The organism is Streptomyces sp. NPDC030165 (assembly GCF_055573595.1).
Genome location: NZ_JBVIBD010000003.1, coordinates 99,326 through 120,473, shown reverse-complemented (window position 1 = coordinate 120,473; position 21,148 = coordinate 99,326). Strand labels below are relative to the sequence as shown.

The following is a 21,148-nucleotide window of genomic DNA, read 5'->3' as shown; positions in this document are numbered from 1 at the left end:
TACGCCCGCCGCCCTCCCGCGCCTCCTCACCCCTCCCCTCCTCCCCCCTCCTTGGGCTGGCCGCGCTCGAAGTAGTCCACCAGCTCCGGGTCCAGCGGCGGTACCTCGCGCGGGGTGCCGCCGTCCCGGAGGGAGGCGGTGGCCCGGTCGCCCGCCGCCACCGCCATCCGGGCGGCGACCGGTGAGGTGTCGGTCGGCCCGCCGTGGCGGACGAACCGCAGGAACTCGTCCACCAGCAGCGGATCGGCACCGCCGTGCCCGGCTTCGTCGTCCGCCTCACTGGACGGCAGGTCGTACACGGCGTCGGCGTCCGCGCGGTACCCGGACTGGCGGGAGTTCCACACCCGTACCGAACCGCCCGGCCCGTCACCGAAGTTCTCCAGGCGTCCCGCGTCGCCGATGACGGTGTAGTTCCGCCAGTAGTCAGGCGCGAAGTGACACTGCTGGTAGGCGGCCAGCACCCCGTTGTCCAGGCGCATGTTGACCAGGGAGACGTCCTCGACGTCGATGCGCGGGTTCAGGCCGCGCTGGCTGCCGGGGGGCCAGTGCGCGTCGTGCGCCAGCCAGTCGTCCGGCCGGGGCTCGCCCGGCGCCCGCCGCATGCCGGGATCGCCGTACACCGTCAGGTCGCCCAGCGCCTGCACCTGGCGCGCGTAGCCGTTCGCGAGCCAGTGCAGCGCGTCCAGGTCATGGGCGCCCTTCTGGAGCAGCAGCCCGTTGGTGTGCCGCCGCTCGGCGTGCCAGTCCTTGAAGTAGTAGTCGCCGCCGTGCCCGACGAAGTGCCGTACCCAGACGGTCCTGACCCGGCCGATGTCGCCGCGGGTGATCAGTTCGCGCATCAGGCGGATGACGGGCATGTGGCGCATGTTGTGGCCGACGTACAGGCGCGTACCGGTCTCGTGGGCGGTGCGCAGGATCGTGTCGCAGTCCTCTATGGAGATGGCGAGAGGCTTCTCCACGAAGACGGGCCGGCCCGCGCGCAGCGCCTGGCACGCCAGGTCCGCGTGGGTGTGGTCGGGCGTGAGGAGGAGGAGCGCGTCGAGACCGGGGTGGTGCAGCAGGGCGCGGTGGTCGGTGAACGTCTCGGCGCCGGGGAGGCGTCGGGTGGCGTACGCCAACGCGTCCGGGTCGGTGTCGGCCACCGCGGCCACCCGGGCGCCGTACCCCGGCCGGTGGGCGGTCAGCGCGAGATCGCCGCGCAGCCCGAAGCCGATGACGCCCAGGCGCAGATCGTCGGTCATGAGGGGCCTCCAGAGGCTGACGGACTCCATGGTCGGCGGGGTGCGGGACCAAGGAACGACGGGGCGGCGGGGGCAGTGGGCCGCCGGTGTCGCGCCTCCCTCCGCCACCCCACGCGGACACCGCCGGACATGCTGCACGCACCGTAAACCACAGGGGTGGTGAAGGTGTTCTACGCGCTCCCATTGGTCGCATAAATGCACGGTGTTGATGTTTTATGCGCCGTGCAGCAGGTATGCCAACGGGTATTGCACGAGGTAAGCACCCCATGACGGTCCGGAACGGCGGGGTGGGGACCAGGACGACCGGCGGCGCACACGCGAAGTGCGCCGCCCGCAGGCAAGCAGCACAGCGCGGGGAGTTCAGCGGAGGAGGCTCGTCTTGCATCGCTACTTCACCGACCAGCGGCACGAAGCGCTCCGGCGCCGGGTGCGGGAATTCGCCGAGGGCGAGGTCCGGCCCCGGATAGCCGAGATGGAGGCGGCCCGAACCGTCTGCCATGACCTGTCGCGCCGGATCGCCCGCCAGGGGTGGATCGGCGCGACCGTGCACCGCGCCTACGGCGGGATGGGCGCCGGGCATCTGGCCAAGACCCTCATCATCGAGGAGCTGTCCCGGGTGAGCGGCGCCATGGGCGCCATGGTGCAGGCGTCCCAGCTCGGCGCCGCGAAGATCATCCACTTCGGCAGCGAGGAGCAGAAGAAGACCTGGCTGCCGGCCATCGCCGCCGGCGAGTGCCTGCCCACCATCGCCGTCACCGAGCCGCAGTCGGGCGGCCATGTGCTCGGCATGACGAGCCGGGCGGTCCGCGACGGGGACGACTACATCCTCGACGGCCGCAAGATCTACGTGGGCAACAGCCACGTCGGCGACCTGCACGGCGTCGTCGTCCGCACGGGCGAGGGGTCCGAGGGCCTGTCGGCGTTCCTGGTGGAGGCGGACCGGCCGGGCGTACGGGTCGGCCCTCAGCAGCAGGCCATGGGCCTGCACGGCTTCAGTTTCGGCGAGCTGTTCCTCGACAACTGCCGGGTCCCGGCGGCGAACCTGCTCGGCCAGGAGGGCGACGGGCTGGCCGTCGCGTACTCCTCCAGCGTGCTGTACGGACGGCCGAACCTGACCGCGGTGTCCCTCGGCATCCACCAGGCCGTACTGGACGAGACCGCCCGCTTCTGCGCGGAGCGGGAACGCTACGGCAAGCCGCTGGCGAACCTCGGCAACATCAAGATCAAACTCGGCCGCATCCAGTCCCGGCTGCTCGTCGCCCGGCTGGCCGCGTACCACGCCGTCCACCTGCTCGACCAGGGCCTGCCCTGCGACGCGGAGCTGATGAACGCCAAGCTGGTCAACGTCGAGACCGCGCTGGAGTCGGCGCGCGACGCGATGGACATCCACGCCGCCTGCGGGCTGTTCACGGACCGCCCGGTGGAACGCTACCTCCGGGACGCCCACCACATCTTCGCCCCGGCCGGCACCTCCGACATCCAGCTGCTGCGCCTGGGCGAACTCGCCCTCGGCACGGCCAAGGGCGAGTGGTCCAGCCGGCTGGCGAAGCTGGTCCGCCGGGAAGCGTCGGACCCGGCGGAGGACGACCGGACCGCCGAGCCCGCGGTCACCGGACGCCGCGCCTCTCTCGTGCACGAGCGGACGGTATTGCAGCCGACCGGCTAGGGCGGGCCGGAAGGATGGGTGGCGCGGGCCTTCTTCCCGGGGACCGCGCCACCCGCCCCGAGGGCCGCGCCACCCGATCCGGCCTCCGCGCCGTCGGCCCGGAAGCCGGGCCACCCGCCGAGGCAGCCGTACCGCCGTCAGCTCTCCTCGGTGCGCTGCCGCTCCATCCGGTGGATCTGCTCGACCAGTTCAGCCGCCATCGACTTGATGGTCTCCAGACCCTCGCGCCCCCACGGACGGCGTTCGAGGTCCACCACGCAGACCGTGCCGAGCGCCATCCCCGTACGGTCGATGAGCGGTGCGCCCAGGTACGAGCGGATGCCGATCTCGTCCACGACCGGATTGCCCGCGAAGCGCGGGTAGTCGCACACGTCCTCCAGGACGAGCGCCTTGCGGCGGACGATGACGTGCGGGCAGTAGCCGTGGTCGCGGGCCATCACCCGGCCGGGCTGGGCACTCGGCGGCGCGGGCCCCAGTTCGACGGGCGCCTGCCCGCCACCGGACGTGTAGAGACCGGCGAAGTACTGCCGGTGCTCGTCGATGAAGTTGACCATGGCGAACGGCGCCCGGGTCGTCCGGGCCAGCTTGCGCGCGAACTCGTCGAAGGCGGCCAGCGGCGCGTCGCCGATGCCCAGCTCGCGCAGCCGGGCGACGCGGGCCGGCGCCTCGTGGTCCTCCGGGGTGAGCAGCAGATGGCGCGTGGGGTCGTAGGAGGCGTACGACACGCGCGGGACGGGACGGGTCACGGGAGCTCCCGGGTGGCGGCGAGGGCGGAGGTCAGCAGGTGCTGGACGAGCGAGACCAGGACCTGGGTGGAAGAGCTGAACTGGCGGGCGTCGCAGAGCACGACCGGGGTGCCGGGGGCGAGGTCCATGGCGGTACGCACCTCGTCCGGGCCGTAGTGGTACGAGCCGTCGAACTCGTTGACCGCGACGACGAACGCGATGCCGCGCCGCTCGAAGAAGTCGACGGCGGCGAAGCACTGGTCCAGGCGGCGGGTGTCGGCGAGGATGACGGCACCGAGCGCCCCGTTGGACAGCTCGTCCCACATGAACCAGAAGCGTTCCTGTCCCGGTGTGCCGAAGAGGTAGAGGACGTGCTCGCGGCTGAGGGTGATCCGGCCGAAGTCCATGGCGACGGTCGTGGTGTTCTTGTCCTCGACCCCGGCCAGGTCGTCGGTGCCCACGCTGACCTGGGTGAGCAGTTCCTCCGTACTGAGCGGATCGATCTCACTGACCGCGCCGACGAAGGTCGTCTTGCCGACGCCGAAGCCGCCGGCCACCAGGATCTTCAGTGCCAGGGGGAACGGGTCGGCGGCGCGGCCCGCGGCGGGCCGCGCGGGGGACGAGTCCGCCGCGGCCGGGAGCCGGGCATCGGCGGACAAGGCGTCAGAGCCGTTTGCGAAGTCCACGCAGCACCGCCTCCAGCAGGGCTCGGTCGGTACGGTTCGGAGGGCCTGCCCCGCAGGCGGACACCGGCACCGGCGCGCGGGCGGCGAGCGCCCCGCAGTCCACCAGGTCGGCCAGCAGGACCTTGGTGACCACGGCGGGCAGACGTATGTGCGCGGCGATCTCGGCGACCGACACCGGCCCGCCGCACAGCCCCAGCACCTGCGCGTAGTCGGGGCCCTGGCAGGTGACGGGCCGCTTCCCGGTGGCCATCACCATCGTCAGCAGGTCGAAGTGGGCGGTCGGCCGGGTACGGCCGTTGCTGACCGTGTACGGGCGGACCAGGCGGCCGGCTTCGTCGTCCAGCCACGGGATCTCCCGGCCCGGTCTGCGGCGGCGCCGTACGCCCATGGTCAGCGACCACCGGCCGGGGCCTGCTGTCGCACCGGCGTCGCCAGGTAGGGCCGTACGCTTTTGACCAGCATCCCCATCTCGTAGCCGAGGACCGCGACATCGGCCTCCCGGCCGGCCAGCACGGCGAGGCAGGCGCCCGAGCCGGCCGTGGAGACGAACAGGAACGTGGTCTCCAGCTCGACCACGACCTGGAGCACGTCGTCGCCGTTGCCGAAGCGCACCCCGGCGCTGCGGGCCAGTGAGTACAGGCCGGAGGAGAGGGCGGCCAGGTGGTCGGCGCTGTCCGGGTCGAACCCGTGGGCCGCCTTCACCAGGCCGTCGGAGGACAGCAGAAGCGCGCTGGTCGCGTGCGGTACGCGGTTCACGAGTCCGGTCAGCAGCCAGGAGAGGTCGGTCTGCCGGCCTCCCTGCAGGTGCGCATGTGCCTGCGCGTGCACGTCACTCACCATGGTCGCGGTCGTCTCCTCGGCGGGGGTCGGGCCTGTCGTGGCCGGCGTCGGCGCCGGCCCGGTAACTGTCGTAACCGTCGTGGTCGGCGGGGCTGCCGTAGCTGTCGTCGGCGAGGCTGACACCGCGCCGGAACGCGGCCATCAGGCCGGGGTCGTGATCGAGTTCGGGCCCGCCGTCGCGGCGCCCGGCGTTCGGCAGGATCGGCTCGCCGCGCAGCTGCGGCACCAGGTGCTCCTGCTTGCGGCGGCGCGGCAGGCTCGGCCGGGCGCCGTCGTCCGCCGCGGTGGGCGGGGCGGGCGGCAGGCGGACCGGGCCCGGGCCGGCGGCGCCGGGCGTGCCGGCGTGCGGTGTCTCGGCCGCGCTCGGCCACACTCCGTCGCCGTACGCGACGTCCGGGTACACCCCGGTGGCGGTTCCGGCGACCGGCGCTCCGTGCGCTGCGTGTACGAGCCTGCGGCGCGGGCCGCGGGGCGGGGCGGGCTCCCCGGGGGCGGTGGCGTCGTCGTCGTACGCGTTCCGGTAGTGGGAGACGGCCTCGGCGCCGGTGAGGGGGCGCGGCTCGGACACCGTCAGGGTGATCTCTGCGGAGTCCACGTACTGCCCGCCCTCCTGCGGCTGCTCGGACTCCGGCCCCAGCAGGCCCTTCGGTACGACGAGGACGGCCTGTACACCGCCGTAGATGTTGCCCTGGAGGCGGACCACGATGCCGTGCCGCCGGGCGAGCGAGGAGACCACGAAGAGCCCGATGCGCCCGTCGCTCAGCAGCTCGGCCACGTCGACATGGTCGGGGTCGGCGAGCAGCCCGTTCATCCGGGTCTGCTCGTCCAGGGACATGCCCAGGCCCCGGTCCTCGACCTCTACGGCGAGGCCGGCCGTGACGAGCTGCGCGCGCAGCAGGACGTGGGTGTGGGGGGCGGAGTAGACGGAGGCGTTCTCGACGAGTTCGGCGAGCAGGTGGATGACGTCGGCGACGGCGTGGCCGCGCAGCGTGCCCTCGATGGGCGGCACCAGCTTGATCCGCGGGTACTGCTCGACCTCGGCGATCGAGGAGCGCAGCACTTCGGTCATGGTGACCGGGCGGCTCCACTGGCGGCGGGAGATGGCCCCGCCGAGGACGGCGAGGTTCTCGGCGTGCCGGCGGATGCGGGTGGCGAGGTGGTCGACGTGGAAGAGGCCCTTGAGCAGGTCCGGGTCCTCGACCTGGTTCTCCAGCTCGTCCAGCAGCTCGATCTCGCGGTGCACCAGGGACTGCAGGCGCCGGGCGAGGTTCACGAACACCTCGACCTTCTGTTCGTTGCCGCTGGCGTTGCCCCGGGCGACGGCCACCGCGTCCACGACGGCCGCCTCGGCCGCCCGGCCCACCGCGGCCACCTCGTGGGCGAGCAGGTCGAGGGTGTCGCCGGTGGGCGGCGCGGCCGGTTCGCTCTCCCGCGGCTGGAGCCATTCGCCCTGGCGGACCCGGTCCAGCAGGTCGTCGAGGTCGTGCCGGCTGCGGGCGCAGACCTCGCGCAGCCGGGCGCAGCGGGCCACGGCGGCGCGCGCCTCGCTGTTGGCCGCCGCGCCGGCGGCCGTCACGATGGCGCAGACCAGGACGCAGGCGCCGAGCAGTACGGCCCATTCGCGGCCGGTCGGCCCGGTGCCGCCGGCCCGTACGACGAAGGCGGTGGCGGCCGAGCAGGTGGCGGCGACGAGGAGGCAGGGCACGGCGGCGAGGCGTACCAGGCGGGTCCGTATGGCCGAATCGGCGGCCGTCTCCGGGAACGCGGCCCGGCCGTGCCGCCCGCCCTCCCGCTCCCGGCGCCGGGCGGCCGCCGGCGCGGGGTCCGTCCCCTGGGGACCACGGGGGCCCAGGGGACCCTGTGTCTCCTGGGTGACAGGGGTCCCCTGCGGGAATGCAGCAGGCATCGGCGCCCTCCGGATCGGCCGTCGGCGGTTCGCGGAGCACGCACGCTAGTTGTTGCGGGGGTGGGGTACGGAGGCATTTCGGCGTTTCGCTACCCCGCGCCACCTCCCCCCGAGGGGGGCAGTCGTACGCGAGTGCGCTTCTTTCCGAACTTCCGTTCAGGTGTGCACAGTTGAGAGCCGTGACCGACGACCGGACGGACGGGGGACCCGGCCACCGGAGCCGGCCGGTCGTGTCGCTTCCGCGGAGAGGCTGCCCACCTTCGTGGGCGTGAATGCGGTTCGGACCGACAACCACACCACCGGGAAACGGAAGATCCTGCTCCACCACCGCGCGGCGCCGCGGTCTCCCCAGCACGGCTCGACTTGACCTTCACGCCGACGTCAAGGTCGAAGGTGGCCCCATGCAGACCTCGGACACCACCGTCGGCCGTCCCCCGTGGGCATCGGCCGTAATGCCCTTGTGCGCGTTCACCTTCGGCACCGGCGGGATGACGACCGCCGGGCCGCTCCCTGACATCACCGCGGACGCCGGCGCGCCACTGCCCGCCGCCGGCTTCCCTGCCCCACCCGCGCGACCCCAGAGTCGCGAACTCCTGGGACGCACTCAAGAAGGTAGGGCCGTATGAACGCCTTCAACCAGCGCGTCATCGAGGAGTTCCGCGCCAATCAGGGCCGCGTGGGCGGCATGTTCGAAGGGCAGCCGCTGCTCCTGCTGACCACCACCGGGGCGAAGACCGGCCTGCCGCGTACCAACCCGGCCGTCTACCTGCCGGACGGCGAGAACCGGCTTGCCGTCTTCGCCTCCAACGGAGGCGCGCCCACCGCGCCGGCCTGGTACTACAACCTGGCCGCCCACCCCGTGGCGACGGTCGAGGTCGGCACCCGCACCTACCGGGCCCGCGCCGCCGAAGCCGTGGGCGCGGACCGGGACCGGCTGTGGGCGCGGCAAGTGGCGGCCGACCCGCAGTTCGCGGACTTCCAGGAGCGGGCCGGGCGGCGCATTCCGGTGCTGGTGCTCACCCGGTGGGACGCCCGCTCGTGACCGCCCCGCCCACGGCAAGGTCTACGCTCCTCCCGGAACCACGAAACCACCTGTCAGGAGGAGCCCCATCGTGCGCATCGGGGAGCTGGCCCGGGCCACCGGCACGACGACCCGCGCCCTGCGCTACTACGAGGAGCAGGGTCTGCTGCGCCCCGACCGGTCCGCGAACGGCTACCGCACCTACGGGGACGAAGCCGTGCGCGCCGTGGGGAACATCCGGCTGCTCCTGGCCTCCGGCCTCACCACCGACGACTTGCGTCTGATCGACGGCTGCCTGCGGGACGAGCTGACCGGCGCGCACGCCTGCGCCGACCCCGCGCCCAAGGCCGCGCTGTTCGAACAGCGCCTCGCGCTGCTCCAGGGGCGCATCGACGACCTCGTCGCCGTACGCGACCAGCTCCTCGACCGGCTCTCCGAGCTCCGCCGGCCGCCCGGCCCGGCCGACACCGCCGGCCGGGCGGGCTGCCCGGGGCGCTCGGAAGTGGCACAGACGGCAGCGCGTTGAGACAGGGGCGCGCGTACGGCGACCGTCCTTACGCGCCGGACCGCCGGTGCCGCTCGGCGGCCATCTCGCGCAGACGCCGCTTGTCCGGCTTGGCGGCCGCGGTCAGCGGCAGTTCGTCCAGGAAGGCGACGCTGACCGGCTCGTAGACCGGGCCCCACGTGTCGCGGACCAGCTTCCGCAGGTCGTCGGCGTCGGCTCCGCCGTGCGGCACCGGTACGACGGCGGCGTGCACCCGCTCCACGTTGTCGGCGTCGTGGACCCCGAAGACGGCGCTCTGCCGTACTCCGGGGTGGGAGTCGAGCAGCTCTTCGAGGTCTCCGGGGCAGATGTGCTCGGTGACGACCTTGATCATGTCCTTCAGCCGGTCGACGACCGTGAGGTACCCCTCGTCGTCGAGGAAACCGATGTCGCCGGTGTGCAGCCAGCCGTCCCGCAGGACGTCGGCGGTCGCCTCGGGGTGCTTGACGTACTCCCGCATGACGGTCTTGGAGCGTACGCAGATCTCCCCGCGCTCACCGGCCGGCAGGTCCCGGCCGTTCTCGTCGCGGATCGCCACCTCCACCCACGGCAGGACCCGGCCCGCGGAGGCCAGCCGGTCCGGGCGGTCCGGGTCGTGGTCCTCGGGCGCCAGCACGCTGATGCCGCCCGCCTCGCTCAGGCCGTACGACTGGGCGAGGATCGGGCCGAAGCGGCGTACGGCGTCGGCCAGCCGGGACGCGGAGGAACGGCAGCAGCCGTAGACGATGCCGCGCAGGCTGGAGGTGTCGGTGTGCGCGGAGTCGGGGTGGTCCACCAACTGGTAGAGCAGGGGCGGCAGGAGGAAGAGGTACTCCACGCGTTCCCGTTCGACGGTGGCCAGGACGGACCCGGCGTCGAACGTGTCGTGCAGCACCACGAGGCCGGCCGAGCGCAGCACGCTGTCGGCCAGCATCCCTCCCGAGTAGGCCAGCGAGGTGCAGATCAGGGCACGGGGCCGCACGTCGGTGCCGCGTGGCGGGTCCGTGAAGAGGTCGCCGACCTGTTCGTACGTGGCCGCGACGGCCCGGGGGCGCCCGGTGGTGCCCCCGGTGTAGGTGAAGGCGCAGACGTCCTGCGGCCGGGCCCGGCCGGTGAAGGGCTGCGCCGTCTGATCGGCGGCGAGCACCAGCAGGTCGGCCGCGGCCGGCAGGTCGGCGGGGCCGAGCGAGAGCACCCTGTGCACCGGTTGCAGCGCCACCAGCCGGGCCGCCTGGTCCGCGCACCGGGGGTCGACGAGCAGGGTGTGGGTCTCCACGTCGCGCAGCATGGCGGCCTGGACCTCGGCCGGCAGACCGCCGTTGACGTGGTTGACCTGGCAGCCGACCAGGTGGGCCGCGTAGCGGGCGGCCATCACCTCCGGGAGGTTCCCGCCGAGCACGGTCAGTGTCAGGCCGCGGCCCAGGCCCTGGGCGGCCAGTGCGTGTGCCATGCGGTGGACCAGGTCGCGCAGTTCCGCTGCCGTGATGCGCCGTTGGCCGTGGACGAGGACCTCGCGGTCCGGTGCCCTGTGCAGGGCGTCGACGATGTGCTCCACGTAGGCCCGGAAGCCCGCCGCGGCGGGCAGGTCGTCCGCGGCGGCCGGGGCGTTGTCCAGGTGAGCGTCCAGCAGCCGTTCCGTCGCCGAGCGCAGGGTACGGCGGCGGTCCGGGTCCAGGACGTGCTCGTGCGGGGTGGCGGGGGCCGCGCCGTCGTAGTAGCCGCCGGTTTCCCTCGTGCGGGTCAGTGCGAGGACCGCCTCGCCGCCCTGTTCGAGTGTGGACTCCGGGTCGGTGCCCAGTTCGCGCACCATGGCTGTCGGCATGAAGTTCGCCGGGTGGAGGCAGTTGACCGGGATGCCGTCAGCGGCGAGTTCCTCCGCGAGGTCCTTGCTGAAGGACGCGAGGGCGAGCTTGGACCGGCCGTACGCCACCCAGCCGTGGTAGAAGCGCTCCATGGCCAGGTCGTCGAAGTCGATGTCGAGCTGGGCCGCCGAGCCGACGTTGACCACCCGGCCCGCGGGCGACCGGCGCAGCGCCGGGAGCAGGGCGCGGGTCAGCAGTACGGGTGCCAGGTAGTTGACGGCGAAGCGCAGCTCGTGGCCGTCGTGGCTCAGTTCCCGGGTGGCGCCTTCGGGGCCCGGGCCGGCGCCCGCGTTGTTGATCAGGACGTCGATCCGCGGTTCCGCGGCCAGCAGCCGGTCCGCGAGCTGCCGGGCCTCGTGGAGGCGGGCGAGGTCCGCCACGTACGGGCGGGCCGTGGCGCCGTCCGCGCGCAGCCGGTCGACGAGCGCGGCGACCCGCTGCGGGTCGCGTCCGTGCACCAGGACGGTGTCGCCGTCGGCGGCCACCCGCTCGGCGAGGTACCGGCCGAGGCCGGAGGTCGCGCCGGTGATCAGTACGGTCCGCCGGCCGGCCGTCGCGGGCGTCCCGGTTTCCGTGTGCGTGGACATGGGTCACTCCTGTGAAGGGTTCGGGTGCGGCGTGCGGCCGGCGTTCTGCCAGGGCGCGTCCGGGCGCGCGTTGGCGGCCGTCAGTGCGCGGCACACGGCCGCTTCGGATGTCCCGGCGGCGGGGTCCTCGGCGTGGTCGACGAGGCCGTCGGCCACGGCCCGGGCGCGGTGCTGGCCGAAGCTCATGCGGGTCATGCCCGGGCGGGGGTCCGACGGTTCCTCGGCGGTGGCCACGCCGGGGGCCAGCTCCCCGGCGAAGACCGAGGTGCTGTCCCCGAGGCCGGGGACCCGGGCGGCGAAGGCGGGTACGTCGACGCCGGGTGTGTCCCGTGCGTCGAGGTAGACGACGAGGGCGTCCCGGCGTGGGTAGAACAGGCGTGACGAGCTGATCTTCGCCCGGTAGCGGGCGGTGCTCGCTTCGAGCGCCTTCAGCACCTCTGCCCAGGCCGAGGGGGCCGACGCCGCCTGCGCGACGTGGAAGTAATAGCGGACGAGGTGGTCGCCGTCCGGGCGCCCCGCGGAGCCGTCCACCAGGAAGAAGCCGGGGGACAGCGCGGGCCGGCCGGCCGGGAGGCGCAGCAGGGCGCGGCCCTGCGACTCGGTCACGGCGTCCGCCGGGACCAGGACGCGCACCCCGTCGAGGGTGACGGTGCGCTCGCCGCCGGCCGTGCGCCCGCCGAGCCGGTCCGCGGGCAGTTCCAGCAGGGTGTCGCGGTGCGGTACGGCTTCGGCGAGCAGGCGCTCGAACGGTGGGTCGCTCAGGGTGCGGGGGCGGAGGGTGTCCCCCAGGTCCAGGCCCGCGTGCAGCACTTCGTACAGCTTGTCGGCCAGTGCCTGGCGGAGCCCCCGCGGCGGGTCGGCGGTGACGAGGGTGCCGTGGACGCGGGCGGTGCCCTTCTCCGGGTCCACCTCGATGGCGTCGAGGGCGGCGCGTACCCGCGGGTGCAGTGTCGTTCCGGACGCCACGTCAGTCCTCCAGTCCGAGGGTCGTGGTGACCGCTCCGGGGGTGATCAGCACCGTTCTGGCGATGCCCAGTGCCGCGCGTTCCACGGGCGTCAGGCTGGGGCGCTGGGCGGCGCCGGCCATCACGCGGTCGATCAGGTGCCAGCCCGCGAAGCCGGCGCTGCGCAGCAGGAGGTCCCTGTCGAGGGTGCGGCCGACGGACCGGTAGCCACTGCGGAACCGTTCGATCAGGGGGCGCAGCCGGGCCAGTTCGCGTGCTCCGCGCGCGGGGACGTCCTCCTCGGTGCCGCCCGGCAGTTTGCGGACCGCGCGGTGCAGCCACTCCCCGGTGTAGGCGCCGATGTCCCGGGCCGGGTCGCCGCGCCGCAGCTCCTCCCAGTCCATCAGGTGGAGCGCCTGCTGGTGGAGGAGCAGCTGGTCGAGCCGGAAGTCGCCGTGCACGGGCCGGGCGGGGGCCCGGCTCTCGTCGGCGCGCAGCCGCCGTACTGCTCGGGTCAGCTCCTCGTCCTGCTGGAGCAGCCGCCACAGCTCCAGCTCGGCGAAGCTCGCGGTCCGGTGCCGTTCCAGGGGCAGCGCGGTGAAGTGGGCGAGCGGCGGGAGCGGGGGCGGTGCGGTGTCCAGGGGAACCGCGCCGGACGGGTCCAGGGCGTGCAGTACGCCCAGGATCTCGCCGGTCCGGTGGGCGTGGCCGGGCTCGAAGGCATCGTCGTCCGCGAGTTCCGCGCCGGTCCGCGAGTCCGGCAGCAGTTCGAAGACGACGAGGTGGTCCTCCTCGCTCCATCCCAGGCAGCGCGGGCCGGTCAGCGCCGTCCCGGCCGCCTGTGCGCGCAGTTCCTCATGGGCGAGGACGGCTGCCAGTCGCCGCCGTACGTCTTCCGGGGGCCCGCCGAGCCGTTTGACGAAGACGGCGGCGCCGGTGCTCGTGGTGCCGGCCCAGTTGTCGTTGCGGCCGATGTGCGACACGACGCCGGCGTGGTCGAGGGTGCCGAGACCGAGCCGGCGCAGGAGACGTGCGACGGCCGGCACGGTGCGCAGGTCCGTGGGGAGGGCCTGGTAGCGGTTGGCGGCGCTCATCGTCCGGCCTCCTGGGTGGTGCGGGCGGTTCGGGTCGGGCGGGGGTCCGTCGCCGCGGTCACCTCGTGGAGTCCCGCGTGGCGCCGTACCCGTACGCCGGGGACGTCCGCCAGCGGCCGGGCGAGCGCCCCGGCGTCGCCGACCACGGCGGTGTCGAAGGCGTCGGGGGTGAAGTACGCGGCGGCGGCAGCGGTCACGTCGGCGGTGCTGACGGCGTCGAGACGGGCGGGGTAGTCGTCCGCCCAGGAGGGGTCGGTGTTCTCGGCGACCAGGTTCGCGAGGAGGGTCGCGCGTGCGGACGGCGAGACGAGCGAGGTGCGCAGCTGGCCGGTGAGGAACTGCCGGGCGGTGGCGATCTCGTCCGGGCCGGGTGGGCTGGTGGTCATCGCGGCCAGTTCCGCGCGCGTCGCGGCGAGCGCGGCGGCGGTGGACGACTCGCCTGCCGCGAGGCGGACCACGGTCGCCGGGGTGCCGCCCAGGGGTTCCACGGCCGACCCGGCGAGGTAGGCGTAGCCCTTGTCCTCCCGTACGTTCATGCCGAGTCGCGAGGTGACGCCGCCGCCGAAGACGGCGTTGGCGATGTCCAGTGCCGGGCGCCGCGGGTCCGTACGCTCCAGGGCGGGTCCGGCCAGCACGATTTCGGCCTGTGCGGAGCGGGGCCGGTCGACGAGCGCCACCTCACCGGCCGGTACGGGTAGTACGGGCGGCGTGTACGGCGGGTGTTCGTCGCCTCGCCAGGCGGCGAACACGCGCGCGGCCAGCGCGCTGATCCGGCCGGGGTGGAAGTCCCCCACGAGGACGAGTACGGCGCCGTGCGGGGTGAGCCGGGCGCGGTGCAGTGCGCGCACCTCGTCGGGCTCGACGCGCGCCAGCGACTGCGGGGAGGGTATGTCGTAGGGCACGGCGCGTGCCGGGTGGCGGCGGCGCAGCAGGGCCGTCATCGCGGTCCAGCGGGCCTCGCCGCGCCGGATGCCGACCTGGGCGGCCAGGCGTGTGCGTGCCTCGGTGATGCCGGGGTCCGTGAAGTGAGGTTCGGCGAGGCATGCGGCGAGGCCGTGCAGCACCGGCTCCAGCGCGTCGGCGGGCGTGTAGCCGAAGACGCCCACCCACTCGGCGTCCCGCGCGCAGAGGAGGTCGGCGACCGCCCAGTGGGTGGCATCCGCGTCCGCGCGCGCCGGTGCGGTGGCCGGCAGGAGGACGTCGCTGAGCACCTGTGCGGCTGCCGCGTGCGCCTCGCCCGCGTCGGCGCAGCGGATGCGCAGCCGGATCTCGGCCAAGGGGGCGGTCGTGTCGGGTACGGCCACCAGGCGCAGTCCTCCGGGGAGGACGGTGTCCAGCACGGGCGGGGTGTGGTCGGTGCCGGTCATCCGGTGAGCGCCGTTTCGTTTTCGGGTGTCGTCGTACGGGTGTTCACGGGCGCGCTGCCGGGTTGCAGCCGCAGCACGGCGCGGGGGCCGCCGAGCAGGTTCCGGGCCGCCGCGGCGACCGCGGACGGTGTCACCGTGCCGAGGAGGGCGGGCAGTTCGTCCACGAGGCCGTGCCGGCCGTGCAGGAGTTCGTACGCGCCGAGGGAGCGGGTGCGTGCGAGGAGGTCGGCGTTACGGCGGTGGGTGCGGGCGGCGAGCCGGCGGCGGGCGAGGGACGTGTGCCGGTCCGCCGCGCCGGTGCCGGTGTCGCCGAGCCGTCGCAGCACGTCGTCGATTTCGGCGAGCACGGCTTCCGGTGTGGCGTGCGTGTGGTGGGTGACGACGATCGCCAGGGTGTCGGGGGCCCGTGCGTCCAGGGCGTTGAACAGCCCGCAGCCCGCCCCCACGTGCACGGCGAGCGCCATGTCCCGTACCAGCCGGGAGTGCAGCCCGGAGGCGGGGCCGCCGGCGAGGACCTCGCAGAGCACCATGTGCGCCGCGTACGCGTCCAGGGCGGTCGCCGGGTCCGGGAGCCGGTGGCCGACCGCCACGGCGGGCAGCGGCGCGTGCGCGTCCGCGTGCCGCCCGTGCGGCGTTCCCGCGGGTGCGGGCTCGTCGAGCGGTACGGGGGCGGGCGCCGGCCGGTGCGGCAGGGCGCCGAAGTGCCGTTCGACGAGCGTGGCCGTGCGGTCCGGGTCGAAGGCGCCGGCCACGGTCAGCACGGCGTTGGCGGGGACGTAGTGGGTCCCGTAGAAGTCGGTGGCGTCGGCCACGGTCACGGAGTCGAGGTCGGCGAAGTCCCCGTAACCGTTGTGGCTGTTGGGGAAGGTGCGGTAGAGCAGCGCGGGCAGCGGGATCCAGGGGAAGCCGCCGTAGGCGCGGTTGAGGATGTTCAGCCGGATCTCTTCCTTGACGACCGCGCACTGGTTGCGCAGGTTCTCCTCGGTGACGAGCAGGGAGACCATCCGGTCGGCCTCCATGGCGAGCACCGGCTCCAGGCCGTGCGGCGGGATCAGCTGGTAGTAGTCGGTGTAGTCCTGGTGGGTCGAGCCGTTGACGATGCCGCCGAGCCCTTGGACGTACTGCCAGTGCGCCATCTTGGCGTGCTGCGCGCTGCCCTGGAACATCAGGTGCTCGAAGAGGTGGGCGAACCCGCTGCGGCCCTGCGGTTCGGACCGGAAGCCCACGTCGTAGTGGACGCTGACCGCCACGGCGGGCGCGGTGGGCCGGCGGTCCAGCAGCACCCTCAGCCCATTGCCGAGGACGAGGCGTTGCGGAACGGACATCGGTGTTCTTCCCCGTAACGAGCCGGGGCCGCGGCACATGGCCGCGGCCCCGCTCTATCCTTGGAGCTGAGGTGCTGGCGTCGACTCGATACTTGACGGGATCAGTTGACGCCGGCGCCTCAGCTTCTTCGCGGTGCTACTGCGCCGGCCGGTTCAGCAGCCCTCGGCCTTGGTGGCCAGGCTGACCGTGACGGTGAAGACGACCGGCGAGGTGGCGGGCGCGTCACCCTCGGGGGCGGCGGCCAGCTCCTCGGCGTCGGTGTGGACGGTGTAACCCTCGAAAAGCTTCTCGGCGTCCATGGGACACCCCTTTCTTCGTCAGGAAATGTAAAGCGGACCGCGGAATCAGCCCCGAAGCCCGCTGCACAAATTTCTATCACCGGAAGACCGCTCGCCGGAAGCCTTTTTCGTGGCCATCGGGAGAAACGTTTTCCGCCGTGAATCCGGGCATGCCGAAGAGCCGAGCGGGGTGCCCGCCCGGCGAATCTCCGGCGTATTGAGGAATCCGCGCTCCGGCGGATTTCAGCGGCCCGGCATCACGGCCCACCACCCCATACGAGGATGCTTTCCGCCGCGCCGTCGACCTCCTCACGGACGAGCGCGAGCGCGACGGACGCCCACCACGCGTCCCAGCCCACGAAGGCGCAGTAGTCCCTGACGTGGGCGAGCACTCCGAGAACGGCGGCCTGCCCGGCCGCGGCGGGAAGTGCGTCGCCGTACCCGTCGAGGAAGGCCCGGCCCAGTGTCGACCAGGCCTCTGCCGCCTGGATTCCGCCCTTGGAACGGATGACTGCCCGCAGCTCGGCCAGCTCGCCCAGCACCCATCCCGTGTCGAGGGACGCCGGCCCGACGGTCACGTCCTCACCGACAAGCAGGTCGCCGCCGGGCCCGCGCTCCGCGGGAACGATCAGTCCGCTGCCCGGATTTCCGTGGAGCAGAACACGTTCCCCGTCCTCCGCCAAGGCCGCGGCGCACCATTCTTCGAGCGTTTTCCACCGCACGTCACCCAGCTGCTCCCTGGCCATTTCGAAAAAGTGTTGTGCGGTGGCTTCTTCGACATGAGGGGATGGCGCACCGGCGAGCCATCGCGCGAGCCGGTGAATTCCCGTGTGCGGTGGTGTACGGATTCCTCCCGCCGGCAGGCGATGGAGTTGCCGGAGTGCCGTGCCCAGCTCTTTCAGCTGGGCACGGGCCAGTGGGTACGCCTCCTTCGGGTGCCGGTTCATCAGCAGCTTCGCCAGGACCGTGGCCCCCTCGGCCCGGTGGACGAGCGTGTCGGCGTCCTGCCGGGGCAGGGAGAGACGGAGTGCTCCCGTCCGCAGTCCGGCGAGGGCGTCGACGGCCTCCGGTGGCGGCGTCCGCATGGGGGCCGCGCGGGACGGCCCGCCCGATCTGACCCACCGGTGGCCCGGCTCCTCCGCAGGACGGAAGACGGAGGTTCTGGTGAAGCGGGTCCCGTAGGCGGCTACGAGCCGCCCGTGCTCGGGGTGTTCCTCGTGGTCGGGCTGCCCCTCTTGGCCAGTGTGCGCGCGCTGCTCCCGCGTGGTCATCGGTCCGCCACCCCGTCCGGCGGGCCGGGCTTCCGCTCCATCAGGGTCAGCAGCCCCGGCAGCTCCGGAGGGACGTACGCGTCGTCGCGGCCGGTGGTGGAGCTGCGTCCGCGCTCCGGCGGGAGCACGCTGACGTTCGGCCGCTCCTCCAGCTCCTTCAGGTGCCGGCGCAGCACGGGATTGTGGATCGCGCCGGGCGGCAGCGAAGGCGCGATGCCGATCGGCACCTGGGTGCTCTGCATCGCGAGCAGCGCCGGGCTGTCACCCCGGCCCGTGGCGAAGCGGCTGATGAAGTCCACCGTCGCCGGATACACCGCGACGGCCTCGGCCCACTGCGCCCATTCGACGTGCAGGGCCTTGGTACGCGGCTCGTCGGGCCACACGTCGAGCGCCGCCACCGTCGAGTTGAGCGCCGACAGCGCCTCGCGGGTCACGAAGCGCTCCGCGCTCCGGGTGACCACGACCCGGCATTCGACCTGAGGGAGCGCGAGCCGCAGCCACTTGATCCAGTACGGCAGGAAGGCCACGCCGATGGCCCCGGTACCCACCAGCAGCAGCCGGCGCGGCGTGAACGCGAGGACCGGCTGGTGCCCGTGGTCCTCCTGGGACGCCGGGGGCACCGGACCGGTCCCGCCGGGAGGCGCCGGGTCAGTCATCGCCGCGCTCCAGCTCGGCGACCACCAGGCGCAGATCGTCCAGGGCCGCGTCCAGCCCGTACCGCAGCAGTACGCCGGACGGGGCGAGCACCACCTCGTCCACCCCCGAGGCCTGGTACTCCCTGACCCGCGCCGCGATCTCGCGGGCGGAGCCGGTGACGAAGACGCCGGCGTCGACGAGCGCGGCGGCCCCCGCGGCCGGGTCCGAGGGGTCGGCCGGCACGCCCGCGCCGCGCAGCATCGCCGTGTAGTGCTCCGAGCCGAGGTGCATCCCGTTGGCGGCCAGTACCAGAGCCCGCGGGTCGCGTCCCGGGCGGTCCACGGCGAAGTGCACCAGCGAGACCAGGCGCGGCGCGGGCCGGTCCTGGCCGCGGGCGCCTTCGCGCACGGCCGGGAGGATGGTGTCCCGGAGGTAGGGCAGCGGGGTCAGCCAGGTGATGGCGGCGTCGGCCGTCTCCCCCGCGACCCGGGCCATGCCCGGCCGGAGGACGCCCACACCGACGCCGACGGGCGGCTGCCGGTCGGGGAACGGCGGCAGGCTGCTGTGCAGTACGTGGTAGTCGCCGTCGCGGCGGACGGTCTCGCCGTCCAGCAGGGCGCGCACCATGGACAGGTACTCCCGGCTCGCGGCGAGCGGACTCCGGTACGCCGAGCCCCGCAGCGAGGCGACGAAGTCGACACCGCCGGGGCCGAACCCCGCGAGCACCGGCCGGCCCGACATCGCGGCCACCGAACGTGCCTGCACGGCGGCCTCGTACGGGTGGCGCAGCGGCATGACGGTCACCGCGGTGCCCACCGGGACGCTGATGCCCCGGCCGGCGAGGTAACAGAACAGGTGGTAGGTGTCCAGCGTCAGGCTCTCCCCCAGCCACAGGCGCGTCAGGGAGGTGTCCCGCACGAGTTCGGCGAACCCGACCAGGTACTCCGGCCGCCCCGGCATGATCGGAAAGTAGACCGACACGTGTCCGGCGCGCCCGTTCGGCCACAGTTCCGGCGCAGCGGGCCCGCCGGCGCCCGCCTCGGTCGCCTCTGTCGCCTCGGTCGCCTCAGTCATCGGCCGCTCTCTGTCCGAGGAACTGCACCTGGTCGATCAGCCCGTCCCGCACGCGGTAGAGGGCGAGCACGGCCGTGGACGGCACCCCGTCCCCGGCGACCCGCTCGTTGTCGACCACCCAGGCGCCCAGGTGGAGGCGGTCGACGACCGTCGCCCGGACCTGCGCCCCGGCGAACTGCTGCGCGTACACGGCGCGCAGCGCTTCCTTGCCTGAGGCGGCGACCACTCCGTCCACGAGCAGTTCGGCCGTCTCGGCATAACAGGACAGAAATGCTTCCAGGTCGCGCCGGTTGTAGGCGTCGAGCTGGCGGTCCACGGCCTGGACTTCCGCCGTGGTGGTTTCCTGGATCACGTTCTCTCTTCCCCTATCGGGACGCTTCTCCGGACGCTTCTTTCACAGCACGTACAAAATCGCCGGTGGCGTCCACGGACACGTACACCGCGGTCGCTCGCACCACACCGGATGTACCGAGGTCGACGGCGACCGGCGGATCGAGGTGAATGCGTACATTGACCGCGCTGCCGACCGAACAGGCCACGCCACCGGTTTCTCCGGGTACGGGGCGCAGCCCCCGCCCCTGGATCGTCCGCATCCCGTAGGACGCCGACCGGACCGCCTCATGAGGCAGGTCCAGGTCGCCCAGGAACCCGGTACGCAGGGCGAGTCGGGCCCGGGACACCTCGTGCGGATGCCGCGCCAGCGCGGCCACCACCCCGAATCCGGCCGCGACCAGCAGTACTTCGAACACTGCGTGGTAAACGCGGAACGCGGGCGGAATCATCGTGGACACGAAGAAGGCGACGAAAACCTCCATGACCGCCAGGACGACGATCGTCTGACGCGTCGCCGCGGAATGTGCGAACAGCCGCGCACCGTCTTCGGATTTCCGGACCGGACGACGCGTCACCCACTGGAAGAGGGACACGGTGAAAACCCGGACGACCGCCGCCCCGGAGGGACGCCGCTCATACGCCTCAACCGGTTCCGACACGGCACAGCCCTTTCGCCGTCGCGCATGAACCGAGATCACCACGAGACCGTGACCGCGGCACCGTGCCGCCGACCCATTCCATTCAGACAGCTCCTGTCCCTTGCGAGTGATGCGTTGCCCGCCGCTTTCGCCGCATCCGGAGTTCCGCTGGGTCCACACCGGATGCCGGAGTCACCGGCCGGTTCCTGCGGCACGTGCACCGGTCCACGGACGGCCGCACGTTCCCGGCAGACCGCCGCACGTCAGGTGCAGGCCGGCGGCCTGGTGGTGATTCAGGTGAAGGTCGTGGCGGGGGACGGCCGGACGGTGGACGGCCGGGGAGCCACCGCAGCAGCGGGCTCCGGGCCGTCCGGCAGTGCGTCATCGACGCGCGGACGTACGAAAGCCCGTCCCCGAGGCCCCTCCCGGACAGGTGACATCGAGGGAAGCGAGCACCCTCGCACCGCCCTTGCCCAGTACCGCGGGCGGCCGTCCTTCCCGGCGAAGCCGGTCAGCGGCCGCTTGCCGGGCCCGCCGTCATCCGCACCGTCACAGCGCGCGGTCCCGGGTTACGAACCCCAGGCCTCAGTACGCCGCAGTATCCCGTGCCCGCGTCGGGGTTTCCCCGTCTGGCCCATCTGATTACCCCCTGCTCACATGGCCGAGCCGGCCGCGTCGGACCGCGGTCCGGCTGCCGCCGCCACGGAGTCCGCCGAGCAGACCCGGAAGCGAACGGCCATGCGAATGTACGAAGTGATCGATCACCAGCGATAGGAGGTTTCACGCCATTGATCGTCTGAATGGGTCGGCCAGAACCTGGCCTTGAGCTGCCCCTTCATCCACCGCGACAGATGCGGCACGTGTCTGGTTCTCGCCCTTGACCGGATGGTCGCCATCGGACGCGGGAAGGTGGTAGTGACCGGAACGACGCGCGATGAGCAAGCCGGCGCCGGCGGCGGAGCGGGGATACGACGCTGCCCCTCCCGGGAGAGCCCGGGAGGGGCACCGTACGCGCGTCGGGCTGGTCTGCCGGGCCCGGCAGAACCCCCCCACGAGCATTGGGCCACGAAAGAGGGCCAGGGACTCATCTCTGGAAGTTTTCTTAGATCCTCTGTGTGTTCCCTCGCTCT

The 21,148-nt window shown here is 73.1% G+C and carries 20 protein-coding genes; 3 read left to right on the top strand and 17 right to left on the bottom strand.

Annotated features, from left to right (window positions below; genetic code table 11):
• Nucleotides 1-26 precede the first annotated feature (26 nt).
• Nucleotides 27-1,241 carry a Gfo/Idh/MocA family protein gene (locus tag ACZ4Z1_RS06965; protein ID WP_468485534.1) on the bottom strand — a complete coding sequence of 405 codons (1,215 nt, stop codon included), beginning with the start codon at nucleotides 1,239-1,241 and terminating at the stop codon, nucleotides 27-29.
• A 379-nt stretch (nucleotides 1,242-1,620) separates the two neighbouring features.
• Between ACZ4Z1_RS06965 and ACZ4Z1_RS06960 the strand changes: the two genes are divergently transcribed.
• On the top strand, nucleotides 1,621-2,907 hold the full coding sequence (locus tag ACZ4Z1_RS06960; RefSeq protein WP_468485533.1) for an acyl-CoA dehydrogenase family protein: 1,287 nt from the start codon (nucleotides 1,621-1,623) through the stop codon (nucleotides 2,905-2,907).
• 137 nt (nucleotides 2,908-3,044) lie between these two features.
• Here ACZ4Z1_RS06960 and ACZ4Z1_RS06955 read toward each other — a convergent pair whose 3' ends face one another.
• The 5 genes from ACZ4Z1_RS06955 to ACZ4Z1_RS06935 form a co-directional block, all read right to left on the bottom strand.
• The gene (locus tag ACZ4Z1_RS06955) at nucleotides 3,045-3,653 is read right to left on the bottom strand and encodes a GAF domain-containing protein (RefSeq protein WP_468485532.1); all 609 of its coding nucleotides are present in this window, start codon (nucleotides 3,651-3,653) and stop codon (nucleotides 3,045-3,047) included.
• Nucleotides 3,650-4,207, bottom strand: coding sequence for a GTP-binding protein (locus tag ACZ4Z1_RS06950; protein WP_468485871.1), 558 nt, complete (start codon nucleotides 4,205-4,207; stop codon nucleotides 3,650-3,652). Before ACZ4Z1_RS06950 ends, ACZ4Z1_RS06955 begins: the two co-directional genes overlap by 4 nt.
• Nucleotides 4,208-4,295: 88 nt before the next feature.
• Nucleotides 4,296-4,706, bottom strand: a complete 411-nt coding sequence (locus ACZ4Z1_RS06945; RefSeq protein ID WP_468485531.1) for a DUF742 domain-containing protein — start codon at nucleotides 4,704-4,706, stop codon at nucleotides 4,296-4,298.
• A 2-nt stretch (nucleotides 4,707-4,708) separates the two neighbouring features.
• A complete protein-coding gene (locus tag ACZ4Z1_RS06940) occupies nucleotides 4,709-5,158 on the bottom strand; it encodes a roadblock/LC7 domain-containing protein (RefSeq protein ID WP_468485530.1) in 450 nt (149 codons plus the stop codon).
• A complete protein-coding gene (locus tag ACZ4Z1_RS06935) occupies nucleotides 5,148-7,064 on the bottom strand; it encodes an ATP-binding protein (RefSeq protein ID WP_468485529.1) in 1,917 nt (638 codons plus the stop codon). The genes ACZ4Z1_RS06940 and ACZ4Z1_RS06935 overlap by 11 nt, the downstream gene beginning before the upstream one ends.
• 622 nt (nucleotides 7,065-7,686) lie before the next feature.
• Here ACZ4Z1_RS06935 and ACZ4Z1_RS06930 point away from each other — a divergent pair.
• Together ACZ4Z1_RS06930 and ACZ4Z1_RS06925 are read left to right on the top strand one after the other, a co-directional pair.
• Nucleotides 7,687-8,106, top strand: a complete 420-nt coding sequence (locus ACZ4Z1_RS06930) for a nitroreductase family deazaflavin-dependent oxidoreductase (protein WP_468485528.1) — start codon at nucleotides 7,687-7,689, stop codon at nucleotides 8,104-8,106.
• 70 nt (nucleotides 8,107-8,176) lie between these two features.
• On the top strand, nucleotides 8,177-8,611 hold the full coding sequence (locus tag ACZ4Z1_RS06925) for a MerR family transcriptional regulator (protein WP_468485527.1): 435 nt from the start codon (nucleotides 8,177-8,179) through the stop codon (nucleotides 8,609-8,611).
• A 28-nt stretch (nucleotides 8,612-8,639) separates the two neighbouring features.
• Here the strand turns inward: ACZ4Z1_RS06925 and ACZ4Z1_RS06920 are convergent, their stop codons facing one another.
• The 11 genes from ACZ4Z1_RS06920 to ACZ4Z1_RS06870 all read right to left on the bottom strand — a co-directional run bounded on the left by ACZ4Z1_RS06920 (nucleotide 8,640) and on the right by ACZ4Z1_RS06870 (nucleotide 20,198).
• Nucleotides 8,640-11,057, bottom strand: a complete 2,418-nt coding sequence (locus ACZ4Z1_RS06920; protein WP_468485526.1) for an SDR family NAD(P)-dependent oxidoreductase — start codon at nucleotides 11,055-11,057, stop codon at nucleotides 8,640-8,642.
• Nucleotides 11,058-11,060: 3 nt separating this feature from the next.
• Complete coding sequence (locus ACZ4Z1_RS06915; RefSeq protein WP_468485525.1) at nucleotides 11,061-12,023, bottom strand: T3SS effector HopA1 family protein; 963 nt, start codon at nucleotides 12,021-12,023, stop codon at nucleotides 11,061-11,063.
• Nucleotide 12,024: 1 nt separating this feature from the next.
• Nucleotides 12,025-13,095 (bottom strand): class V lanthionine synthetase subunit LxmK, encoded by a 1,071-nt coding sequence (gene lxmK, locus ACZ4Z1_RS06910; RefSeq protein WP_468485524.1) that lies wholly within the window; start codon nucleotides 13,093-13,095, stop codon nucleotides 12,025-12,027.
• A complete protein-coding gene (locus ACZ4Z1_RS06905; RefSeq protein ID WP_468485523.1) occupies nucleotides 13,092-14,462 on the bottom strand; it encodes a M16 family metallopeptidase in 1,371 nt (456 codons plus the stop codon). The genes lxmK and ACZ4Z1_RS06905 overlap by 4 nt, the downstream gene beginning before the upstream one ends.
• On the bottom strand, nucleotides 14,459-15,787 hold the full coding sequence (locus ACZ4Z1_RS06900; protein WP_468485522.1) for a M16 family metallopeptidase: 1,329 nt from the start codon (nucleotides 15,785-15,787) through the stop codon (nucleotides 14,459-14,461). Before ACZ4Z1_RS06900 ends, ACZ4Z1_RS06905 begins: the two co-directional genes overlap by 4 nt.
• A 153-nt stretch (nucleotides 15,788-15,940) precedes the next feature.
• A complete protein-coding gene (locus ACZ4Z1_RS06895) occupies nucleotides 15,941-16,087 on the bottom strand; it encodes an LxmA leader domain family RiPP (RefSeq protein WP_468485521.1) in 147 nt (48 codons plus the stop codon).
• Between the two features lie 236 nt (nucleotides 16,088-16,323).
• Entirely contained in the window at nucleotides 16,324-17,337 is a 1,014-nt protein-coding gene (locus tag ACZ4Z1_RS06890) for a phosphotransferase family protein (protein ID WP_468485520.1), read from the bottom strand.
• Complete coding sequence (locus ACZ4Z1_RS06885) at nucleotides 17,334-17,993, bottom strand: flavoprotein (RefSeq protein WP_468485519.1); 660 nt, start codon at nucleotides 17,991-17,993, stop codon at nucleotides 17,334-17,336. Before ACZ4Z1_RS06885 ends, ACZ4Z1_RS06890 begins: the two co-directional genes overlap by 4 nt.
• A complete protein-coding gene (locus ACZ4Z1_RS06880; protein ID WP_468485518.1) occupies nucleotides 17,986-19,047 on the bottom strand; it encodes an LLM class flavin-dependent oxidoreductase in 1,062 nt (353 codons plus the stop codon). The genes ACZ4Z1_RS06885 and ACZ4Z1_RS06880 overlap by 8 nt, the downstream gene beginning before the upstream one ends.
• Entirely contained in the window at nucleotides 19,040-19,399 is a 360-nt protein-coding gene (locus ACZ4Z1_RS06875) for a nuclear transport factor 2 family protein (protein WP_468485517.1), read from the bottom strand. The genes ACZ4Z1_RS06880 and ACZ4Z1_RS06875 overlap by 8 nt, the downstream gene beginning before the upstream one ends.
• Before the next feature lie 13 nt (nucleotides 19,400-19,412).
• A complete protein-coding gene (locus tag ACZ4Z1_RS06870; protein WP_468485516.1) occupies nucleotides 19,413-20,198 on the bottom strand; it encodes a hypothetical protein in 786 nt (261 codons plus the stop codon).
• Between the last annotated feature and the right edge of the window lie 950 nt (nucleotides 20,199-21,148).

What these genes read in the sequence shown, in the direction of transcription:
- ACZ4Z1_RS06965 (WP_468485534.1), bottom strand. Translation starts at nt 1,241, where the DNA reads ATGACCGACGATCTGCGCCTGGGCGTCATCGGCTTCGGGCTGCGCGGC.
- ACZ4Z1_RS06945 (WP_468485531.1), bottom strand. Translation starts at nt 4,706, where the DNA reads ATGGGCGTACGGCGCCGCCGCAGACCGGGCCGGGAGATCCCGTGGCTG.
- ACZ4Z1_RS06940 (WP_468485530.1), bottom strand. Translation starts at nt 5,158, where the DNA reads ATGGTGAGTGACGTGCACGCGCAGGCACATGCGCACCTGCAGGGAGGC.
- ACZ4Z1_RS06935 (WP_468485529.1), bottom strand. Translation starts at nt 7,064, where the DNA reads ATGCCTGCTGCATTCCCGCAGGGGACCCCTGTCACCCAGGAGACACAG.
- ACZ4Z1_RS06930 (WP_468485528.1), top strand. Translation starts at nt 7,687, where the DNA reads ATGAACGCCTTCAACCAGCGCGTCATCGAGGAGTTCCGCGCCAATCAG.
- ACZ4Z1_RS06920 (WP_468485526.1), bottom strand. Translation starts at nt 11,057, where the DNA reads ATGTCCACGCACACGGAAACCGGGACGCCCGCGACGGCCGGCCGGCGG.
- lxmK (WP_468485524.1), bottom strand. Translation starts at nt 13,095, where the DNA reads ATGAGCGCCGCCAACCGCTACCAGGCCCTCCCCACGGACCTGCGCACC.
- ACZ4Z1_RS06905 (WP_468485523.1), bottom strand. Translation starts at nt 14,462, where the DNA reads ATGACCGGCACCGACCACACCCCGCCCGTGCTGGACACCGTCCTCCCC.
- ACZ4Z1_RS06900 (WP_468485522.1), bottom strand. Translation starts at nt 15,787, where the DNA reads ATGTCCGTTCCGCAACGCCTCGTCCTCGGCAATGGGCTGAGGGTGCTG.
- ACZ4Z1_RS06895 (WP_468485521.1), bottom strand. Translation starts at nt 16,087, where the DNA reads ATGGACGCCGAGAAGCTTTTCGAGGGTTACACCGTCCACACCGACGCC.
- ACZ4Z1_RS06890 (WP_468485520.1), bottom strand. Translation starts at nt 17,337, where the DNA reads ATGACCACGCGGGAGCAGCGCGCGCACACTGGCCAAGAGGGGCAGCCC.
- ACZ4Z1_RS06885 (WP_468485519.1), bottom strand. Translation starts at nt 17,993, where the DNA reads ATGACTGACCCGGCGCCTCCCGGCGGGACCGGTCCGGTGCCCCCGGCG.
- ACZ4Z1_RS06880 (WP_468485518.1), bottom strand. Translation starts at nt 19,047, where the DNA reads ATGACTGAGGCGACCGAGGCGACAGAGGCGACCGAGGCGGGCGCCGGC.